Source organism: Paraburkholderia phenoliruptrix, from assembly GCF_047325075.1.
GTDB lineage: Bacteria > Pseudomonadota > Gammaproteobacteria > Burkholderiales > Burkholderiaceae > Paraburkholderia > Paraburkholderia phenoliruptrix.
Genome location: NZ_CP168531.1, coordinates 3,045,515 through 3,064,795, shown reverse-complemented (window position 1 = coordinate 3,064,795; position 19,281 = coordinate 3,045,515). Strand labels below are relative to the sequence as shown.

At 60.9% G+C, this 19,281-nt stretch carries 8 protein-coding genes and 1 tRNA gene; 7 read left to right on the top strand and 2 right to left on the bottom strand.

Annotated features, from left to right (window positions below; translation table 11 throughout):
• Positions 1–25: 25 nt before the first annotated feature.
• Together ACEN8U_RS25565 and ACEN8U_RS25560 are read right to left on the bottom strand one after the other, a co-directional pair.
• Positions 26–1,561, bottom strand: coding sequence for a fumarate hydratase (locus ACEN8U_RS25565; protein WP_028362303.1), 1,536 nt, complete (start codon positions 1,559–1,561; stop codon positions 26–28).
• Positions 1,562–1,613: 52 nt separating this feature from the next.
• Positions 1,614–2,180 carry a TIGR00645 family protein gene (locus tag ACEN8U_RS25560; RefSeq protein WP_374725957.1) on the bottom strand — a complete coding sequence of 189 codons (567 nt, stop codon included), beginning with the start codon at positions 2,178–2,180 and terminating at the stop codon, positions 1,614–1,616.
• Positions 2,181–2,966: 786 nt separating this feature from the next.
• On the opposite strand from ACEN8U_RS25560, the gene acs reads away from it, so the two are divergent.
• From acs to ACEN8U_RS25525, 7 genes are all read left to right on the top strand, one after another.
• Positions 2,967–4,949 (top strand): acetate--CoA ligase, encoded by a 1,983-nt coding sequence (acs, locus tag ACEN8U_RS25555; RefSeq protein ID WP_310112257.1) that lies wholly within the window; start codon positions 2,967–2,969, stop codon positions 4,947–4,949.
• 134 nt (positions 4,950–5,083) lie between these two features.
• On the top strand, positions 5,084–5,566 hold the full coding sequence (locus ACEN8U_RS25550) for a DUF4212 domain-containing protein (protein WP_310112258.1): 483 nt from the start codon (positions 5,084–5,086) through the stop codon (positions 5,564–5,566).
• Positions 5,567–5,570: 4 nt separating this feature from the next.
• Positions 5,571–7,589 carry a sodium:solute symporter family protein gene (locus ACEN8U_RS25545; protein WP_310112261.1) on the top strand — a complete coding sequence of 673 codons (2,019 nt, stop codon included), beginning with the start codon at positions 5,571–5,573 and terminating at the stop codon, positions 7,587–7,589.
• A 60-nt stretch (positions 7,590–7,649) separates the two neighbouring features.
• Positions 7,650–7,740, top strand: a tRNA-Ser gene (locus tag ACEN8U_RS25540).
• A gap of 338 nt (positions 7,741–8,078) precedes the next feature.
• Positions 8,079–8,747, top strand: a complete 669-nt coding sequence (locus tag ACEN8U_RS25535; protein ID WP_310111476.1) for a hypothetical protein — start codon at positions 8,079–8,081, stop codon at positions 8,745–8,747.
• Between the two features lie 9 nt (positions 8,748–8,756).
• Positions 8,757–9,893 carry a hypothetical protein gene (locus ACEN8U_RS25530; RefSeq protein WP_310111478.1) on the top strand — a complete coding sequence of 379 codons (1,137 nt, stop codon included), beginning with the start codon at positions 8,757–8,759 and terminating at the stop codon, positions 9,891–9,893.
• A gap of 1,050 nt (positions 9,894–10,943) precedes the next feature.
• Positions 10,944–19,268, top strand: a complete 8,325-nt coding sequence (locus tag ACEN8U_RS25525; protein WP_310111481.1) for a filamentous hemagglutinin N-terminal domain-containing protein — start codon at positions 10,944–10,946, stop codon at positions 19,266–19,268.
• Positions 19,269–19,281: the final 13 nt, after the last annotated feature.

Sequence of the window (19,281 nt, the reverse complement as noted above, 5' to 3'; positions counted from 1 at the left end):
ACACGCTATGCGCGCGAGCAGCGAATCAGGCCGTGGCGACCGGAATCTTGCCGATTTTCGCCTGCCATTCCTTCGGGCCGGTCTGGTGCACGGACGTGCCGTTCGAATCGACCGCGACCGTGACCGGCATGTCCTTCACGTCGAATTCGTAGATGGCTTCCATGCCGAGATCTTCGAATGCGAGCACCTTCGCACTGCGAATGGCCTTCGACACCAGATACGCGGCGCCGCCCACGGCCATCAGATACGCGGCCTTGTGCTTCTTGATGGCCTCGATGGCGACCGGGCCGCGCTCGGCCTTGCCGATCATCGAAATGAGGCCGGTTTGCGCGAGCATGGTCTCGGTGAACTTGTCCATGCGCGTGGCGGTGGTGGGACCTGCGGGGCCGACCGCTTCGTCGCGCACCGGATCGACCGGGCCGACGTAATAGATCACGCGGTTCGTGAAGTCGACCGGCAGCTTCTCGCCCTTGGCCAGCATGTCGGCGATGCGCTTATGCGCGGCGTCACGGCCCGTCAGCATCTTGCCCGACAGCAGCAGCGTCTGGCCCGGCTTCCACGAAGCGACTTCTTCCGGCGTCAGCGTATTCAGGTCGACGCGCTGGCTGGTTTCCGTGTTCGGTTCCCACTGCACCTTCGGCCATGCGTCGAGCGAGGGCGCTTCGAGCTTCGCGACGCCCGAGCCGTCCAGCGTGAAGTGGGCGTGGCGCGTGGCCGCGCAGTTCGGGATGATCGCGATCGGCTTGGAGGCGGCGTGCGTGGGCGCAGCCATGATCTTCACGTCGAGCACGGTGGCAAGACCGCCGAGACCTTGCGCGCCGATACCCAGCGCGTTGACCTTCTCGTGCAGTTCCACGCGCAGTTCTTCGATCCAGTCTTTCGGGCCGCGTGCGATCACGTCCTGAATGTCGATCGGGTCCATCAGCGATTCCTTCGCCATGACCATCGCTTTCTCAGCCGTGCCGCCGATGCCGATGCCGAGCATGCCCGGCGGGCACCAGCCGGCGCCCATGGTCGGCACGGTCTTCAGAATCCAGTCGACGATCGAGTCCGACGGATTCAGCATCGCGAACTTCGACTTGTTCTCCGAGCCGCCGCCCTTGGCCGCGACCTGCACGTCGACCTTGTCGCCCGGCACGATCTCGTAGTGGATCACGGCCGGCGTGTTGTCCTTCGTATTCTTGCGGGCGCCTTCCGGCGGGCTCACGATCGATGCGCGCAGCACGTTGTCCGGATTCAGGTAACCGCGGCGCACGCCTTCGTTGATCATGTCCGTGACGCTCATGGTCGCCGGACCGGATTCGCTCGCCCAGCGCACGTCCATGCCGACCTTCACGAATACCGTGACGATGCCCGTGTCCTGGCAAATCGGGCGCTTGCCTTCGGCGCACATGCGGCTGTTGGTGAGGATCTGCGCAATCGCATCTTTCGCGGCCGGGCTCTGTTCGAGTTCGTACGCGCGGCCCAAGGCCTGAATGTAATCGAGCGGATGGTAGTAGCTGATGTATTGCAGCGAATCAGCAATGCTCTGGATCAGATCTTCCTGTTTGATGACGGTCATGGCTAAGCTCGGTGGGGACAGTGGCGCATTGTTCTGTTCGCAGGCTGTGCGGTCAGTCGTGCGCTTTCAGGGGAGAGGAACCGGCGGAACCCAGCGGCTGCAAGTCCGAGGGTTCCTGAAAATGGCTGGGATGCGTGTGCGTGGTCAGGCGGTCGACAAAAGCCATCACGAGCGCGGAGACAAGGAACGCGACGTGGATGACGACCTGCCACATGATGGTGTGCGTGGTGTTCTGGTCCGGGCTGATAAACGTTTTCAGCAAATGGATCGACGAGATGCTGATGAGCGCCATGGAAAGCTTCACTTTCAGCACGCCGGCGTTGACGTGGTCGAGCCATTCCGGTTCGTCCGGATGACCCTCGACCCCGAGCCGCGACACGAAGGTTTCATACCCGCCGATAATCACCATGATCAGCAGGTTCGAGATCATGACCACGTCGATCAGGCCCAGCACGACGAGCATGATGTTGGTTTCGTTGAGCGTCATGGACGCCGTGACGAGATGCCAGACTTCCTTCAGAAACAGCACGACGTAGACAGCCTGGGCGACGATGAGGCCGAGGTAGAGCGGCACCTGCAGCCAGCGGCTCATGAAGATGATGACAGGCAGCGGGCGCATGGGGCGGCGCGGGCGCGCGGAGTCGGGTCGCGAAGCGGACATAGGCAGGAGTCGGATCTAACGCAGGTGACGGAACAGGGGCCAATGTGCCGGGGCCGCGTGCGGATGACGCGCGCGGATCGGCACGCAAAGCGAGGCGCGCACGAGGCGGCGCGGGCGGACGGCAGTGCAGCGAGCCGCCGGCGACGCTCGTGTCAGGCGCGCTATTGTACAGCGTCAGGCGGATTTGCTGCGGCGCGGCGGGCGGGGCTCACGCGCGGCGGCGGGCTCTACGCGCGGACGGCTGTGAGCTCAGCATCACTGTCCCGACGCTCGCGGGCAAGCTGCATCATCCGCGTAGCGATTCAAACTGGAATCAGAGCAGGTAGTTCAGTTAGCATTGTATTAGGCGCTTCAACGCAGTACTCAATCCAGCATGGAACGGCTGCATGATGCAGGCGCCTCCATACGCGGGTGCAGCAATAGCCGGCGAGCCCCGTCGAAAGCGTCGTACGAATCGCGTTAGGGTTTTTGCGGGCATGCCGGCGCGGCGCGCGTAAGTGGCCGGTAAGTTGCACCGCTTATGGTTGAACACGAGAGCGGACGTGGCGTCATTCACATTCATGCTGCATGGCCGCATGAATGAGATGGAGGCAACGGGCCGCGGCGCGACGATCCATCGCGGGTCGCTCGCGCGAGGGCGGGAGACAGCGCGCCGTGAATCGCAAGCCGATTGCGGCGCTCAACATGACATGGCGCACCCCGTGTGCGCCGGCACAGGTTTTCATCTTCACCAAGGGGTTGTCGATGTCTGCGATTGAATCGGTTCTTCAGGAACGCCGTGTTTTCCCGCCCTCCGCTGAAACAGCGGCCGGCGCCACGATCTCCGGCATGGACGCTTACCATGCGCTGGCCGCCGAGGCCGAACGCGATTACCAGGGCTTCTGGGGGCGTCTTGCCCGCGAAACACTCAGTTGGAACACGCCGTTCACGAAGGTGCTGAACGAAGCCAACGCGCCGTTCTACACGTGGTTCGAAGACGGCCAGCTGAACGCGTCGTACAACAGCATCGACCGTCATGTGGAAGCGGGCAATGGCGGGCGCGTCGCGATCATCTTCGAGGCGGACGACGGCACCGTCACCAACGTCACCTATCAGGATCTGCTGCAACGCGTATCGCGCTTTGCGAACGCGCTGAAAAAACGCGGCGTGAAGAAGGGTGATCGCGTGGTCATCTACATGCCGATGTCGATCGAAGGCATTGTCGCGATGCAGGCCTGCGCGCGCATTGGCGCCACGCATTCGGTCGTGTTCGGCGGCTTCTCGTCGAAGTCGCTCAACGAGCGGCTCGTCGACGTGGGCGCGGTCGCACTCGTGACGTCCGACGAGCAGATGCGCGGCGGCAAGGCGTTGCCGCTGAAGAACATCGCCGACGAAGCACTCGCCATGGGCGGCTGCGACGCGGTGAAGAGTGTGATCGTCTACAAACGCACGGGCGGCAAGATCGCATGGAACGAAGGCCGCGACCTATGGATGCATGAGCTGTCGCAAGCGGAGTCCGATCAATGCGCGCCCGAATGGGTCGGCGCGGAGCATCCGCTCTTTATCCTGTACACGTCGGGCTCGACGGGCAAGCCGAAGGGCGTTCAGCACAGCACCGGCGGCTATCTGCTGTGGGCCGCGCAGACCATGAAGTGGACGTTCGACTGGAAGCCCACCGACGTATTCTGGTGTACGGCCGACATCGGCTGGATCACCGGCCATAGCTACATCACGTATGGTCCGCTCACGCTCGGCGGCACCCAGGTCGTGTTCGAAGGCGTGCCCACCTATCCGAACGCCGGCCGCTTCTGGGACATGATCGCGAAGCACAAGGTGTCGCTGTTCTATACGGCGCCCACGGCCATCCGCTCGCTGATCAAGGCCGCCGAGGCGGATCAGAAAGTGCATCCGAAGAGCTATGACCTGTCTACGCTGCGCATCATCGGCACGGTGGGCGAGCCGATCAATCCGGAAGCGTGGGTCTGGTATCACGAGAATGTCGGCGGCGGACGTTGCCCGATTGTCGATACGTGGTGGCAAACCGAAACCGGCGGTCACATGATCACGCCGCTGCCGGGCGCCACGCCGCTCGTGCCGGGTTCGTGCACGCTGCCGCTGCCGGGCATCATGGCCGCGGTCGTCGACGAAACGGGCCAGGACGTGCCGAACGGGCAGGGCGGCATTCTCGTGGTGAAGCGGCCCTGGCCTTCCATGTTGCGCAACGTCTGGGGCGATCCGGACCGCTACAAGAAGAGCTATTTCCCCGAGGAGCTGGGCGGCAAGCTGTATCTCGCCGGCGACGGCGCCGTGCGCGACAAGGAGACAGGTTACTTCACGATCATGGGCCGCATCGACGACGTGCTGAACGTGTCCGGTCACCGTCTCGGCACGATGGAGATCGAGTCGGCGCTGGTGTCGAACCCGATCGTCGCCGAAGCCGCGGTGGTGGGCCGTCCGGATGCGACGACTGGTGAAGCGGTGTGCGCGTTCGTCGTGTTGAAGCGCGCGCGTCCGGAAGGCGAGGAGGCGGTCAAGCTCGCCAACGAACTGCGCAACTGGGTCGGCAAGGAGATCGGTCCGATCGCGAAGCCGAAGGACATCCGCTTCGGCGAGAATCTGCCGAAAACGCGCTCGGGCAAGATCATGCGCCGTCTGTTGCGCTCGCTCGCCAAGGGCGAGGCAATCACCCAGGACGTCTCCACGCTGGAGAATCCGGCCATTCTGGACCAGCTCGGCGAGTCGCTGTAAGGCTTGATACGCGGTTGCGGCGCCTATGAAAGGGCGAGGCGTGTCGAGCGACGCGCCTGTCGCCCGGCGCCGCCATCCGGCATCGCGCGGACAATCCTAATTGCCTGCGCGGTGCCTTTTTGATACATAGGCGCATGGCCGCGCCGCACTCCATCCCTCACGCCACGCACAATCCTGCGCCCGAACCGCCCGCGGTCTCGGAGGCGTTGGCGCGCGCGCATCGGAAGTACTGGCGTTTCAATCTTGCGCTGATTGCCGCGTTGATGACGGTCGGCTTCGCGGTGTCGTTCCTGTTGCCGCTTGCCGCGCCCGCGCTCGCGGACGTGCGCTTTGCCGGCTTTAGCTTGCCGTTCTACTTCGGCGCCCAAGGCGCGATCCTGATCTATCTTGCGCTGATCGTCGTCTACATTGTGTCGATGCAGCGCGCCGACCGCCAGTTGCAACGCGCCTTCGAAGCCGACGCCGACGCGCTCGCGCAAGCTGTTGCCACTCACGTGGAGAATGGCGGCGCGAATGGCGCGAATGGTGTCAGTGCCGCGAATGACACGAATGCCGCCCATGAAAGCCTAACGACGAAGCGCCAGGCCGCGGCGGATCCCGGCGCGCGCGGATCCTGAGCCGATGAAGCTCACGAACCGGCTCATCCGCTCGTACGCGTTCTACACGCTCGGCTTCCTGCTCTTCATCTACGTGATGTGGCGCATCGAGCGCACCACAGGGCCGGGCATGTGGATCGGCTATGTGTTCCTGTTCGTGCCGATTGCCGTATACGCGGTGATCGGTTTGCTGTCGCGCACGTCCGATCTCGTCGAGTATTACGTGGCCGGGCGGCGCGTGCCGTCGGCGTTTAACGGCATGGCGACCGCGGCCGACTGGCTCTCGGCGGCATCGTTCATCGGCCTCGCCGGCTCCATTTACGCCACCGGCTACGACGGCCTCGCTTATCTGATGGGCTGGACGGGCGGCTATTGCCTCGTGGCGTTTCTGCTCGCGCCGTACGTGCGCAAGCTCGCGCGCTACACCATTCCGGATTTCCTCGGCACGCGTTTTTCGAGCAATGCGGTGCGTGCGCTCGCGGCGTTATCGGCGATTCTGTGTTCGTTCGTCTATCTCGTCGCGCAGATCCAGGGCGTCGGCCTCATTGCGACGCGCTTCATTGGCGTCGACTTCGCCGTCGGCATTTTCTGCGGGCTCGCGGGCATACTCGTGTGCTCGTTTCTGGGCGGCATGCGCGCGGTCACGTGGACGCAGGTCGCGCAGTACATCATTCTGATCGCCGCGATTCTGATTCCGGTTTCGATGATCGCGCATAAGGACGGTCTCGGCTGGGTGCCGCAGCTGAGTTACGGCCGCCTGATGGAGCGCATGGAGAGTCTCGAGAAACAGGTGCGCGACGAGCCGCTCGAGCAGACCGTGCGCGACGACTATCGCCGCCGGGCCGCGCTGATGCAGCAACGGCTCGACATGCTGCCGCATTCGTTCGTCGAAGAAAAACTGCGGCTCACGCAGCAGGTGGCCGACCTGCGGCGCCGCAATGGTCCGCTGCGCGAGATCAAGGAGCGCGAGAAAACGCTCGACCAGTTTCCACGCGATGCCGCCGCCGCGCAGGTGGTGTGGACCCAGCAGCGCGACGAAATGCTGCTGCGCGCGGCGCCGCCGCTGCCGATGCACGAGCCGTTTCCCGCCGCCGCCGATGACGACCGGCGCATGCATGAGCGCAATTTTCTTTCGCTGCTGCTGTGCCTGTCGCTCGGCACGGCGAGCCTGCCGCACATTCTGACGCGCTACAACACGACGACGTCGGTGGCGTCGGCGCGGCGCTCCGTCGGCTGGACGCTGTTCTTTGTGGCGCTGTTTTACGTGACCGTGCCGGTGCTCGCGGTGCTGATCAAGTACGAGATTCTGACGAATCTGGTGGGACATCACTTCGCCGATTTGCCGCAGTGGCTTACGCAATGGCGCAGGATCGAGCCGAGCCTGATCAGTCTCGCGGATACGAACGGCGACGGCATCGTGCGATGGAGCGAGGTTCAGATGCAGCCCGACATGGTGGTGCTGGCCGCGCCGGAAATTGCGGGCCTGCCGTACGTGATGTCCGGGCTGATCGCGGCGGGCGCGCTGGCGGCGGCACTGTCCACGGCTGATGGTTTGCTGCTCACTATCGCCAATGCTTTGTCGCACGACGTGTATTACCACATGGTCGACCCCGGCGCGTCGAGTCAGCGGCGCGTGACGATTTCGAAGATTCTGCTGCTGGGCGTGGCGCTGTTCGCGTCGTATGTGGCGTCGCTGAATACGGGCAATATTCTGTTTCTGGTGGGCGCGGCGTTTTCGCTCGCGGCGTCGAGCCTCTTTCCGGTGCTCGTGCTCGGCGTGTTCTGGAAGCGCACGACGCGCCTCGGCGCGGTGGCGGGCATGCTCGCGGGGCTGCTGGTGTGCATCTACTACATTGTCTCGACGTATCCCTTCTTCGCGCAGATGACGGGCTTTGCGGGACCACGCTGGTTCGGCATCGAGCCGATCAGCTCGGGCGTGTTCGGCGTGCCGGCGGGCTTTCTGGTGGCGATCGGCGTGAGTCTGCTGGATCACAAGCCGGATGCTTATACGAAGGCGCTGGTGGACTACATTCGCCATCCATAGACACGTTTCTCATGAGGGTCTGGCGGACGGCGCGAAGTTTGCTATAATTCGGCTCCCCGCGGAGAGATGGATGAGCGGTTTAAGTCGCACGCCTGGAAAGCGTGTATAGGTTAATAGCCTATCGGGGGTTCGAATCCCCCTCTCTCCGCCAGATGATGGCGGAAAACCCCGTAAAATCAACGATTTACGGGGTTTTTGTTTTTCGACCCACAATTCGACTATCAAATGTCGGCCCCCGCCACGTTCGGCCCCATCTGTCAGCAACCCGTGTGCTGACTTCTGCAGTTGGGGTGGTTTGTCAGGAACGGCACCAGACGATTCGTGCCGGATAGCCGTTCTTTTCACGGCTTTTGCCTCGATGCCGCCCATCGCCGTCAGCCCAAGCGCGATTTCCTCCACTGCCGAGCGAAGAATCGCTCTTCCAACGATTTCCCCTGATGTTTTTCTAAGCGCGCACAGGTACTATTTGCTCATCGCATGCCGAGCGGAATGTTCTACCGCTCAACAGAAATCGCCTGGATAATGGATCACGAATATACTCTGCTCGATCAAGATCGCGGGAAAATCTTCCAGCTCATCGGCACAGCCATTGTTGTGCTCGCCGCTATATATAGCGCCGCCATTGGTTGGCTCGGGAAGCTCGTATCAACGGTTTGGCCGGACGTATGGACGTTCGTGCCAAAGGCTGTCGATACCGGCGCGGCCTTCTCCGTCATCTATTTCGTATTCAACAAGTGGCTTTGGCGGTGGTGGCCCATCAGCCGCATCTTTTCATTTCCGAACCTGTCTGGTGAATGGGACGTCGCGGGTCAAACGCTTGGTCCGGTGGAAGCCTTGGAGAACGGAAACTTCCGCAATTGGACCGGCACTCTGTCGATCCGACAGCAATGGACGAAGATATGCGTCACGTTGCGTACCGAGCGTTCCGGTTCGTTCAGTAGAGCAGCGGCCATTCAGCAGCAAGGCGACGAGACCGTGCTGATGTATTGCTATGGGAACGACCCGAATGCAAGGGCGCACGCCCAAGATGGCCTTAATACCCATCGCGGATATTGCGAAATAAGAATCGCACCGGGGAACGCCCAAGGCGAGGGGTTCTACTTCAACAATATGGGCCGGTTCACCCACGGCTCTATAACGATTACAAAAAGGACGTAAGGCGCCGCCATGGGAACGAGCTATCAGGATCGTCTTGCTAAGATGCGGCAAAGGCGACGACCGTCCGCATCAACTGGAACCTTTGTTGGAAAGTATGAAGCGAGAGCAGACTCGGCGTTTGCCATGGATTCGGCCGACGTTAAAGAAGCGTATGAAAGCAAGGGCAACGGCGACGCCACCCGATATGCGCTCGGCGCTATGGAAGCAGTCGACGCCAAGTACACGTCGGTTTCGCTTGGAGAGGGTGATCGCGTAGCCAAGCAAATCAAAGACAGGCTCCCACTGGCAATGCCAGTGACGACGAGGTTGCAGGGTTCACTGGCGCTCGATATCCACATTCGCGCATCTTCGGATGTTGATATTCTGGTATTGGCCGAATGGTTCTTGACCCATGACACGCCGACAGCGCCATCGAAGTCGTATACGTCAATTCCAGGTACGACGACAATCGGCGAACTGTACTCGTTGCGTCAGCAGTGTGAATTGATCTTGCCGGTTGCATATCCCGCTGCGACAGTGGACATCAACAAAGCAAAATCCATTACTCTTGAAGGCGGCTCTCTGGCGCGCAAAGTAGACGTTGTCCCTGCACACTGGCATGACACAAGCGACTATCAGACAACCGGATATGAGGCCTTCCGCGACGTTTATATCTTCAACAAAGAGGAATTCGTCAGGCAGAGCAACCGCCCCTTTATGCACATGTCGCTCATCAACTATCGCGATGGTGAAAGTGGCGGCGGTGCAAAACGCGCGATTCGTTTGCTCAAATGTTTGATCCGAGACGCGAATCGCGATTACACGCTTAGCAGCTTCGACGTGGCGAGCCTCATTTATCACATGACGAAGGAGGAGCTAACCGTCCCTTGGTACCTGCCTTTGCAACTGCTCAATCGCGTCGAAAGATTTCTGATCAGGCTCGAAACGAATGCCGGTCTCGCGCGGCAACTTGAAACTCCGGATGGGACCAGAAAAATACTTAACGAGTCCACGAAGGAGGTTGACCTCGGTGCTCTGCGAGCCGAATTGACCACCCTGATCGAAGCGGTTGGGACTGATTACATTACGTACCTCCCCTTTTATGAAGACAAGGCGCTAGCGCTCGACGCCGCGCGTGGCGCACTCAACGAAGCGGTCATACAGTGAATAATTGTGGTTGTCAGCGAAGGTAGGAGCGTGACCAGTGAATACTGAATATCTCCCGTGCCTGGACGAGATGTCGATTGACGAATTCGAAGCCGTCGTTTGGACCACGGACGGCGTGAGAATTCGCATCTATGGACGCCGGACAGAAGACAGAATAAAACCGTACCGGTTTTACCGCGAAGCTCCGGGGACTGATACCGTCGCGACTTGGCTCGCTAGGCGCGTTAAACCGTTGGTCGGTAACCTCGATGTGGAAGTGATAGCTGGCGACGGGGCAGTGCCGCACGGAAACACTACACTGGCAAAGCTACGCGGCTCGTACAACCAATAAGCCGTCCGCGTTCTCCTGCAGCACATCCACTACCGTGAGTTTGATGAACGTCAGCACTCAATTTAAGCCCCTTGCATTTCGCACAAAAAATCGCTTTGGTGCCAACGCAAAAGGCCCAGCCTATCGTGTAATGTTGTTCGATCCGAGGGGAACATATCCTAGCGGTACGCGATTCGTTCGATCAGGCTTCTTTCACGCCGACGAGGATATTGCGTTCTCGGTCGTGCGTGGTCGATCGTGGGATGAAATTCTTCGACTCTATCGAGCCATGCTGCGGCACTCACGACACTGGCTCGTTACGGTGTACCCAATTGAGCCAAGTATTCGCAAACGCGGGGGGAGAGTTAGCACGCCCTCTTGAGTAGGAAGTGCATGGGCAACCGTCGCATGAGCGCACTCGGCGGCCAGCGCTAATGGCGTCGAGATCGCTCAACACTGGTAATCCTTGCCTCGCATCCGAGATAATCGAACGTTACGGCTTATGCGACTTGAATTAATGCGTCGAAATTTGTGTGGTTAAAAAGACAACGCATCAATTTGTGACATTGTTTTCCTGCAAGTTTGGGTAAGATTCGATCCGAAAATAATATTCGGATACACAGACCATGCAACGGGGTGCTCGTGAGAGCAGGTTGCGACTCGCCCAGAGAGAGGCGGCGCGGCAGGCAAATTCTTTTAATGCAGCAGGCTTTATAGCGGAAAAGACACGACCGCTATGGATGAAAGCGACCGCTTGCATCATGGCGGCGGTGACGTATCTGCTGCCTGGTGTACTTGTCCTTGACGAGGACGCGCATGCCGCGCCAATTGTCGATCCGCGCGCCCCGATTCCTTTCCAGCCGACGATCACCGAGACCACGACCGGTGTGCCGGCGGTCAACATCGCTGCACCCAATTCCAACGGCATTAGCGTCAACAGTTACCAGTCGTTCAATGTGGACAGCAATGGACTGGTGTTGAACAACAGCCTCTCGTCGGGGACACCTCTGCTCGGCGGTACTCTTGCCGCTAACCCGAATCTCGCTGGCCGCGCCGCGAGCGTCATTGTCAATCAGGTAACGACTACGGGGCCGGCATCCACGCTGCTCGGTCCGCTCGAGGTGTTTGGCAGTCCGGCGTCGGTCATTGTCAGCAACCCAAACGGCGTCTCGGTTAACGGACTCTCCCTGACCAACGCGACAGGTCTCGTGCTGACAACAGGGACACCGCAGTTTTTGACGGGCGTCGGCGGAACCTCGACGGACTTCGCCAACGCGGGTTCTCTGGCCTATGACGTCAGATCGGGGAACGTTGCGATTAGCGGGCCAGCGGGCGTCAACGGACCTGGAGCAGGAATCGAGGGCACCGTTGGCAACATCGATGTGATCGCGCAGACCATCAGTCTCAATGCGCCGTTACGTGCTGACCAACGGATCAATCTGATTGCGGGAAATCAGCTCGTGACCCCGACGACATCGGCCGCGTCGGGTACAAACTATGGCACGGCATCCAACGGCGCGGCCAATACGGCGACCGCGATTGGAAACAACGCGGTAGCAATCGATGCAAGCAAGTACGGATCGGTGACGAGCGGGCAGATTTATATCGTCTCCACAGCGGCGGGGATGGGCGTGAATACGCAAGGCGCGTTGACGGCGACGGCAGGCAATCTCACCGTCACGTCGAACGGCGACATCGCAGTCAACACCACGTACGCGCAACAGACAGCCAGTCTTACCGGTGGTGGCCAGGTGTCGATGGCGGGGGGCAATCTCGCCAATCAATACACAGTCAGCGCAGGAGGGGACATCGCCGCTGCGGGTGCATCCGTGCAGTCGGTGCAGGACCTCAATATGACCGCAGGCGGCGGCCTCAATGTTGCCACCGCGCAGTCCAATGGAAGTGTCGATCTTCGGGCAGGCGCGGACATGACGGTGGGATCGGTTCAGACGGGCAACAACCTCTCGATGACGACAACCGGAAGTACAGGCAATGGCGACATAACCGTCGGAGGCGCTGTGTCCGCGCCTGGCGCAATCGCACTGAATGCCGCTCGAGACGCGACGGTGAACGGCGCGCTTGCCAGTGGCACTACGGTACAGGTTCTCGCGCAGCGCAGCGCGACGGTTAATGGTCGTGTAGTGTCGTCTGGCGATCTCACGCTAGTCGGGCAAACAGGAAGCGTAACGACTGCAGGGGACGTGCAGACCAACGGCAACCTGAGCGCCACCGCGGGCCAGGCAATGGCGCTCGGCGGCAACGCTGTTTCAAACGGCAATACGACACTGAACGCAGGCGGCGATCTTAATGTTTCCGGTACGCTGGCGGGCAATGGCAGCGGTCTGCTGGGGGCGGGTGGCAATCTCACGACGAACGGAGAAGTCACCTTTGGTCAGAACGCGACGCTGACTGCGGGCCATGACGTCAAGCTCCCCGGCGCCGTAACGGCGGGTGCCAACCTGAACGTCACCGCAGGCAACAATCTGACGGTGGCGTCTGCCACTGCTGCTGGCGACACAACCCTGACTGCTAGCGGCGGTGCTGCAACGGTCAACGGTGCGATCCTGAGCGGCGGAAACACTGCCGTCAACGCTGCAACGGACGTAGCCGTTTCAGGCAGCATCGCGGGTAACAAGGGTGGCACCCTGAGTGGCGGTCGTGATGTCTCGTCGAGCGGAACGGTGACGTTTGAGCAGAATGCGATTGTCACTGCGGGGCGCAACGCCAACCTTGCCGCCGCCGTACAAACGGGCGGTAACTTCTCGGTAACCGCTGGCGACACTGCGGCTGTAGGCGGCGCGGGCGTGGTGGGTAACACGACTTTGACCGCAACGAACGGTGCGGTAACGGTGAACGGTGCGCTGGCTACCGGTGGCAACACGATGGTGACCGCTGCTACCGACGCAGTTGTCTCTGGCGCGATCACCGGTAACGGCACAGGGACTCTCATTGCCGGGCACAATCTCTCTGGGGGAGGCACGGCGGGCTTTGGCTCGGATGCGACCTTGAGCGCAGGTCAGGCGATCAATCTGTCCGGAGCGCTGCAGACCGGCGGCGATTTGAGTGCGACTGCGGGTACCAGTCTGACGGTAGGCTCTGCGACAGCGGTCGGCAACGCCAGGCTGCGGGCGAACGGCGGCGACGCAGCGATCAACGGTGCGGTGCTCAGTGGCGGAGACCTGAACGCACAGGCGACCGGCAGTCTCACCGTGACCGGCAGTGTCACTACGCTGGGAAAGACAACTCTTACGGCCCAAAGCGGCAATCTCACCGCGCAGGGTAATCTCAACTCCGCTAGCGACGCCACTTTGGCGGCGGCCGGGAACCTCGCGGTGACGGGCACGACGCAGGTGGGCGGCAATGCGACCCTCACTGGTGCCAATGTCAGCACGGGCGGCACGACGACCGTTGCGGGCAATCTTGCGGCGAGTGCGCAGAGCAGTCTCGCCCTGTCCGCTGGACAACTGAACGTAGTCAAGGACGTGACCTTGTCCGGTACCAATGTCAGAACCGGAAACGCGTTGATCGGTGGAAACCTAAGCGCGAACGCCTCGAACCAGTTGACGACCGCAGGCGCCCAGACTCTCGTTCAAGGCTTTGCCACTTTGTCGGGCCAAAACGCAGTGGTGAACACGGGTAGCGTGCTCGCGGGGGGGGCACTGACCGTGACTGGCGCGAACGTAACCAACACGGCGAGCGCAAGCCTGATCTCGACGGCGGCGACGACCGTCAATGCAACGAATCTGAACAACCAGGGATCAATTGCAGGTTTGACGACAGAGGTCACGGCGGCCGGCGCTCTCACGAATAACGGCGGCGCGATTATCGGCACCAATTCGCTCAACGTCACAACAGGCAACCTGGCTGGCAATAGTAACGGCGTGATGTTCTCCGGGAGTACGAGTGCTGCAAGCCCCGGTGCGCCCGGCGATGCAACCGTAACCGTGACGGGCGGCAACGGTACGTTCAACAATGCCGGCGGCCAGATTCTCGCGCAGCACAATCTGACATTGAATCTGCAGAATCAGGCGTTCGATCCGTCGGCGGTCGCGAGTGGTACGTTCAATCTAGGCAACGCGCTCACCATCAACACCCTGCAATTGAATAATTCCGGTACTTGGGCCATGCCGGGAAACAGCGTATCGGTTAGCGCAACGCAAGGATTCAACAACAGTGGCACGATCAGCAAGGCGGGCGACATCACTCTGTCGACCAATGGAACGCTGATAAACAGCGGCACGATTAGCGCAGGCAACGACGTGAATCTGTGGGGCACCATCGTCAACCTGGCAAGCGGAAAAATCCATGCAAATGAAGACGTCAGCCTGAACGGTACGACGACGAACCAGGGGACGGTCAGCGCTGTGCGTGACGTCAGCCTCGGTGGAAGCAGTTACGATAATAACGGTGCAACTACTGCGGCAGGGCGGAACCTTAGCGCCAACCTGTCGGGCGATCTGACGAACGCTGGCGGCAAGATCAGCGCGCAGAACGACATTGCGATTAACGCCGCGAACGTCAATAACAGCACGGTTGGCGCTAGCACGACGACCACGACGACATCGGCCACCACTATCGCTGCGGCAGGTCTCGAGTCAGCGTTTCTTTCGTCGCCGACGGGATCGCTTACTTTGAGTATGACCGAGCTGGCGTACGCGGACGGCAGCGTTACAGACTCGCAGACATTCACGACGAGCATTACAGGTCGAGTCGGGGACTTCCAGCCCTCAACTGCGACTTCCGTAACGGCTGCCGATCTCACTGGCGGCACATTCAACGGCATCGCTCTGCCCATGGTCACCCGGACGACGACGTCGACGCAACCTGCCGGGCAGGGTGGGGTTATTGCCGCGGGACACGATCTGTCGATTTCGACCGGAGCACTCAACAATCACGGCAGCACGATTTCTGCCGGAAATAACGTGACGCTGAACGTCGCATCACTCGACAACGGCGGCGACGCCGCCACAACGACGATTACCGACACTATCGATGCGGCTTCGTACACCGCCTTTCTTACGCAATTGAAGAATGCGTATGCGGCAGGCACGCTGGTGCCCATGCTGCCGCTTATCGATGCCGCGGGCAACCCGAGCGGCGATACGATGATGCCGACCGCGAACGTGATCACGAGTAGCGCCGCGCCCGCTGCACAAACGTCGACTGTCACCGTCTATACAAACCAGAGCGCCGGACAGATCGTCGCAGGCAACGATCTGTCTCTCACGGGCACTGGGAGCGGGCTGACGAATGCGGGCAGTCTGTATGCCATGCAGGATTTGCGTATCACCGCGAACAGTTTTACGAACCAGGGCTACCACACCGACAGCGTCACTTCTCACACGGGATGCGCTGCCGGCGTCTCGGCCGGCAACTGCGGTTATTTTGGCACCGTTGTTAATTACCCCAATTCGATGGTCACTTATGAGCGTCCGGGGCAGGATTTCACGGACGCGCAGACGAATGCCGTCACCGCGCAGCAACTGCTTCATAACTACGCGACGTATGGACCGAATAACGACGCAGCGACCATCTACGGCGACCGGACCGATACCCAGACGTACAGCTATACGCAGACAGACAACACTGTCTTTGCCGGGCGCGACCTTATCATCGCCGCACCAACGGTAAGCAATACATACGGCAACCTGCTGGCTGGCCGTGATGTCGTGATAGGCGGCGCAGGAACGACGCGCAGCAACGCCGATCCCAACAATCCGCAAACCAGTCTGACGCAGGGATCAAGCGTCACCAACACCTCGGGCAACATTCAGGCGGGGCGCGACATCGCGCTCAGCACCGGTACTTTGACCAACACCCTGTCTGCAGCGGTACAGGTTTACCAGAACTACGGAAAGACAGCGCAATCGGGCTGTAGCGGTGCCGACGGCCACTACTGCGATGCTTTCACTGATCAGCAGTCGGGCGATGCGTCGACGATTACTGCGAATCGCAATTTGTCGTTCAGCCTCGGCGCGCTGGTCAATACCGGCAGTTTGATCACGGCGGGCAATCAGGTCTCGATCGCAGCCGCGTCGACTGTCACGAACGAGGACCAGACGCTGAACGCCTACTGGCACGATGCTTTCTATGGCGTTGTGGTCGGCGGATCGAAACCGCCGGATAACTTCGGTTGCGGCACGGGTGCGAACTGCTCGACGCTTTTTGGCAGTGCGTACCAGACGAGCGACAGCGTTCAGCCGCCGACGCCGTACCGGAGCCTGTCAGGCACGATACAGGCCCCAGCTTTGTCGGTGACCGCTGGCGGTCAATTGCAGAATTCGGGCAACGTCTTGGGGCGGGAAGTTGCACTGACGGGGGCGACCCTCGTCAACGGGCTGACATCGCCGGCTGTCTACACGCCCCAACCGACGGGCTCCAATCAGGTTATCCCGTTGGGTCCTGTTGGGGTCCCGGTCGTTGCCTCAAGCGCAGCTAACCAGACCGCCAGTATGGTGGCGATCGGCGCAGGGCTGGCGGGCGCTCCTGGCATCGCCGGCGGCATTGCGTCGGTGTCGAGCGGGTCGTTGAACACGGCGGGCAGCACCTCTGCAGTCGTCAGCGCGCCAGGTAGCGCAGCGGGGACAATTGGCGCCCCTACCGTGAACGTCGCTTCTTCTTCCGCGCCAGCGTCGCCAGGCGTGTCGGTTACGACAGGTGCGTCTGCTGCTACTGGTGCTCCCAGCATCAGCTATCTGGTCAACAGTCCAGCGTCTCTGGTGATCGGCAACATCGGGCCGAGCCAGTTGCTGGCGAATCTGCCGGCAAGCCTGCAGCCGAAAATCACGCAGTTCTACTACGACCCGTTCTCGGAAAATCAACTGTTGCAGCAGGCTGCGTTGGCGCAGACGGGGCAGGCGAGTTTCGTGAGTGGGCTGTCTTATGACAATACCAAGCAGTCGTCCGTCACGGACCAGGAGAAGAAAGCGCTGTACGGCAACGCGATCGAGTACGCTGCGGCGAACAACATCGCGCTCGGAACTGCGCTAACACAGGACCAGATTGCCGCGCTGGATAAACCCATGCTCTGGTATGTCGAGGAGACTGTGCCCGAGCCGGGATGTACAGCGACCGGAATGGCGACCTGCTCGACCGTTGATGCGCTCATGCCGCAGGTCTATCTGCCGCAAAAGTATGCCGTGGTTCAGCATGACGGCACGATCAGCGGGCAGAACGTCACGCTTACGGCGTCGAACGGCGGGACGATCACGAATACCGGCTCCATCACAGCGACGGACACGTTGACCGTCAACGCCGGTTCGCTGACCAACCAGCAGCGTTCGACGGATATTGGAACGCAGAGCACTTTCATTCCCGATCTTTACACGCTGATCACGACGACGGGGACGGTGGCCCAGCAGGGCGGTTTCATGTCGGCTGGAAACTACCAGTTGAATGTCGATGCGGTGAACCAGATCGGAGGCGCACTGCAGAAGCTGAATGCGGACGGGACGGTCGATGCCGCGGGGACACAGCAGCAGCTCGCGGCGTTGAAGGCGCAGTTGGGCAACAGCTTTACGCAGAGCACTGTTCAGAACGATCTGCATACGAGTGTGACGTCCCTTGCTGAAAGCGAGGGTGCATTCCAGACAATTGGTATGCTGGCAGTGATGGTGGTCGCATCGGTCATTACCGCTGGAGCGGCGTCGGCCATGATTGGTTCCGGTGCGACCGTCGGCAGCACGTTTGCGGCAGGCACGGCTGCTACGACGACCGCGGAAGGCGTTGCAATGCCGGCAGTGTCAGCCGGACTAGGCAACATTGCGTTGTCCGCTGGCGTCGCGGGCATGACTAGCAGCGCACTTGGCCAGGCTGCGAACGGTACATTTAGCATGAGCGCCATGTTCCAGGCGGGCGCCACCGCGATGTTGACTGCGGGGCTGACGAACGGAATCACAGTAAGCGATGGGAGCCTGGGATGGACGTGGACCGCCTCGCCCAACAGTCTTGCCTCGTTGGCCGGCGTGCAGAGTGTCGGCGGGGCGTTGGTGCCGCAGGCGGGTTCTGTTACGGCCAGCACGGTCCTTACGCAAGGGGCGGCGATCGCGGCGGAAGCGACGGTTCAGGCCGGCGTTCAGACCGCTATCGGTGGTGGAAGCTTTCTGACCAACCTGCGCAACAGCGCGGTAAGTGACGTTGCGGCTGCCGGGGCCTATGCGATCGGACAAGGTACCGATGCGCTCACGTTCCAGAATATCGCTGAGCACGCCCTTCTTGGATGTGCGGCTAGCGCTGCGGAAGGAACAGGCTGCGCGAGCGGGGCGTTAGGCGCTGCGGCGAGTTCAGTCGTCACACCCTTCGTCCTCGCAGGCATTGATCCACAGGCGACGCAACTGAATGTCGGCCAGGCAGCAATGACCACCGCAATTGCATTGATCGCCGGTGGTGGGCTGTCCGCCCTGCTGGGGCAAAACGCAAATGCAGGTGCAACTTGGGCTGAAAACGAGGCGCAGAACAATGATGAACAGCATGTAGAAAAGACGAAAGCCGCGGTTTCGGCGTTTCTAGACGATGCTCGAAATCTGGTGCCCGGTGTGCGGATGGCCGATCAGGCGCAAACTGCGTTCCGCAACGGCAACTATGGGATGGCGCTCGCGTTGACGCTCGGTTCGATTGCCGACGCTGGCGTGGGCATTTTGACATTAGGAGACAGCACTGCGGTTAATCAGGCGGTGGGTAAGGCAGTGTCTAGTTTGGACGGGGCGGCGTTGGTGTCCGGGACTAGCACTGAGAGCGTTCGTATCTCGCAGCAAGGGCTTGACCTTGTTACAAATCACCTCGGCCGATTCGGTGACGATGCTGCTAACGCCGCGATGCTGCAACGTCTTGAAAATGCATTTGCTGCGGGGCAGAGGATAACGGGAGCCGACGCCAATTTTTATCTCCATGAAGCGTCCGAGGCGACGATGATGGCACGAGGTCTTGACTATGATTCAGCGCATGCCGCCGCCGTGGCGAAATACGGTGTGTCACCTTTCGGTCTGTACGCTCCAGAGGTGATTGATGCTAATCCCACTCTGTTTAACAATGCATGGAGAGCCGCTGCCGGGCTAAAGCCGCTATGATGAAAACTCTTGA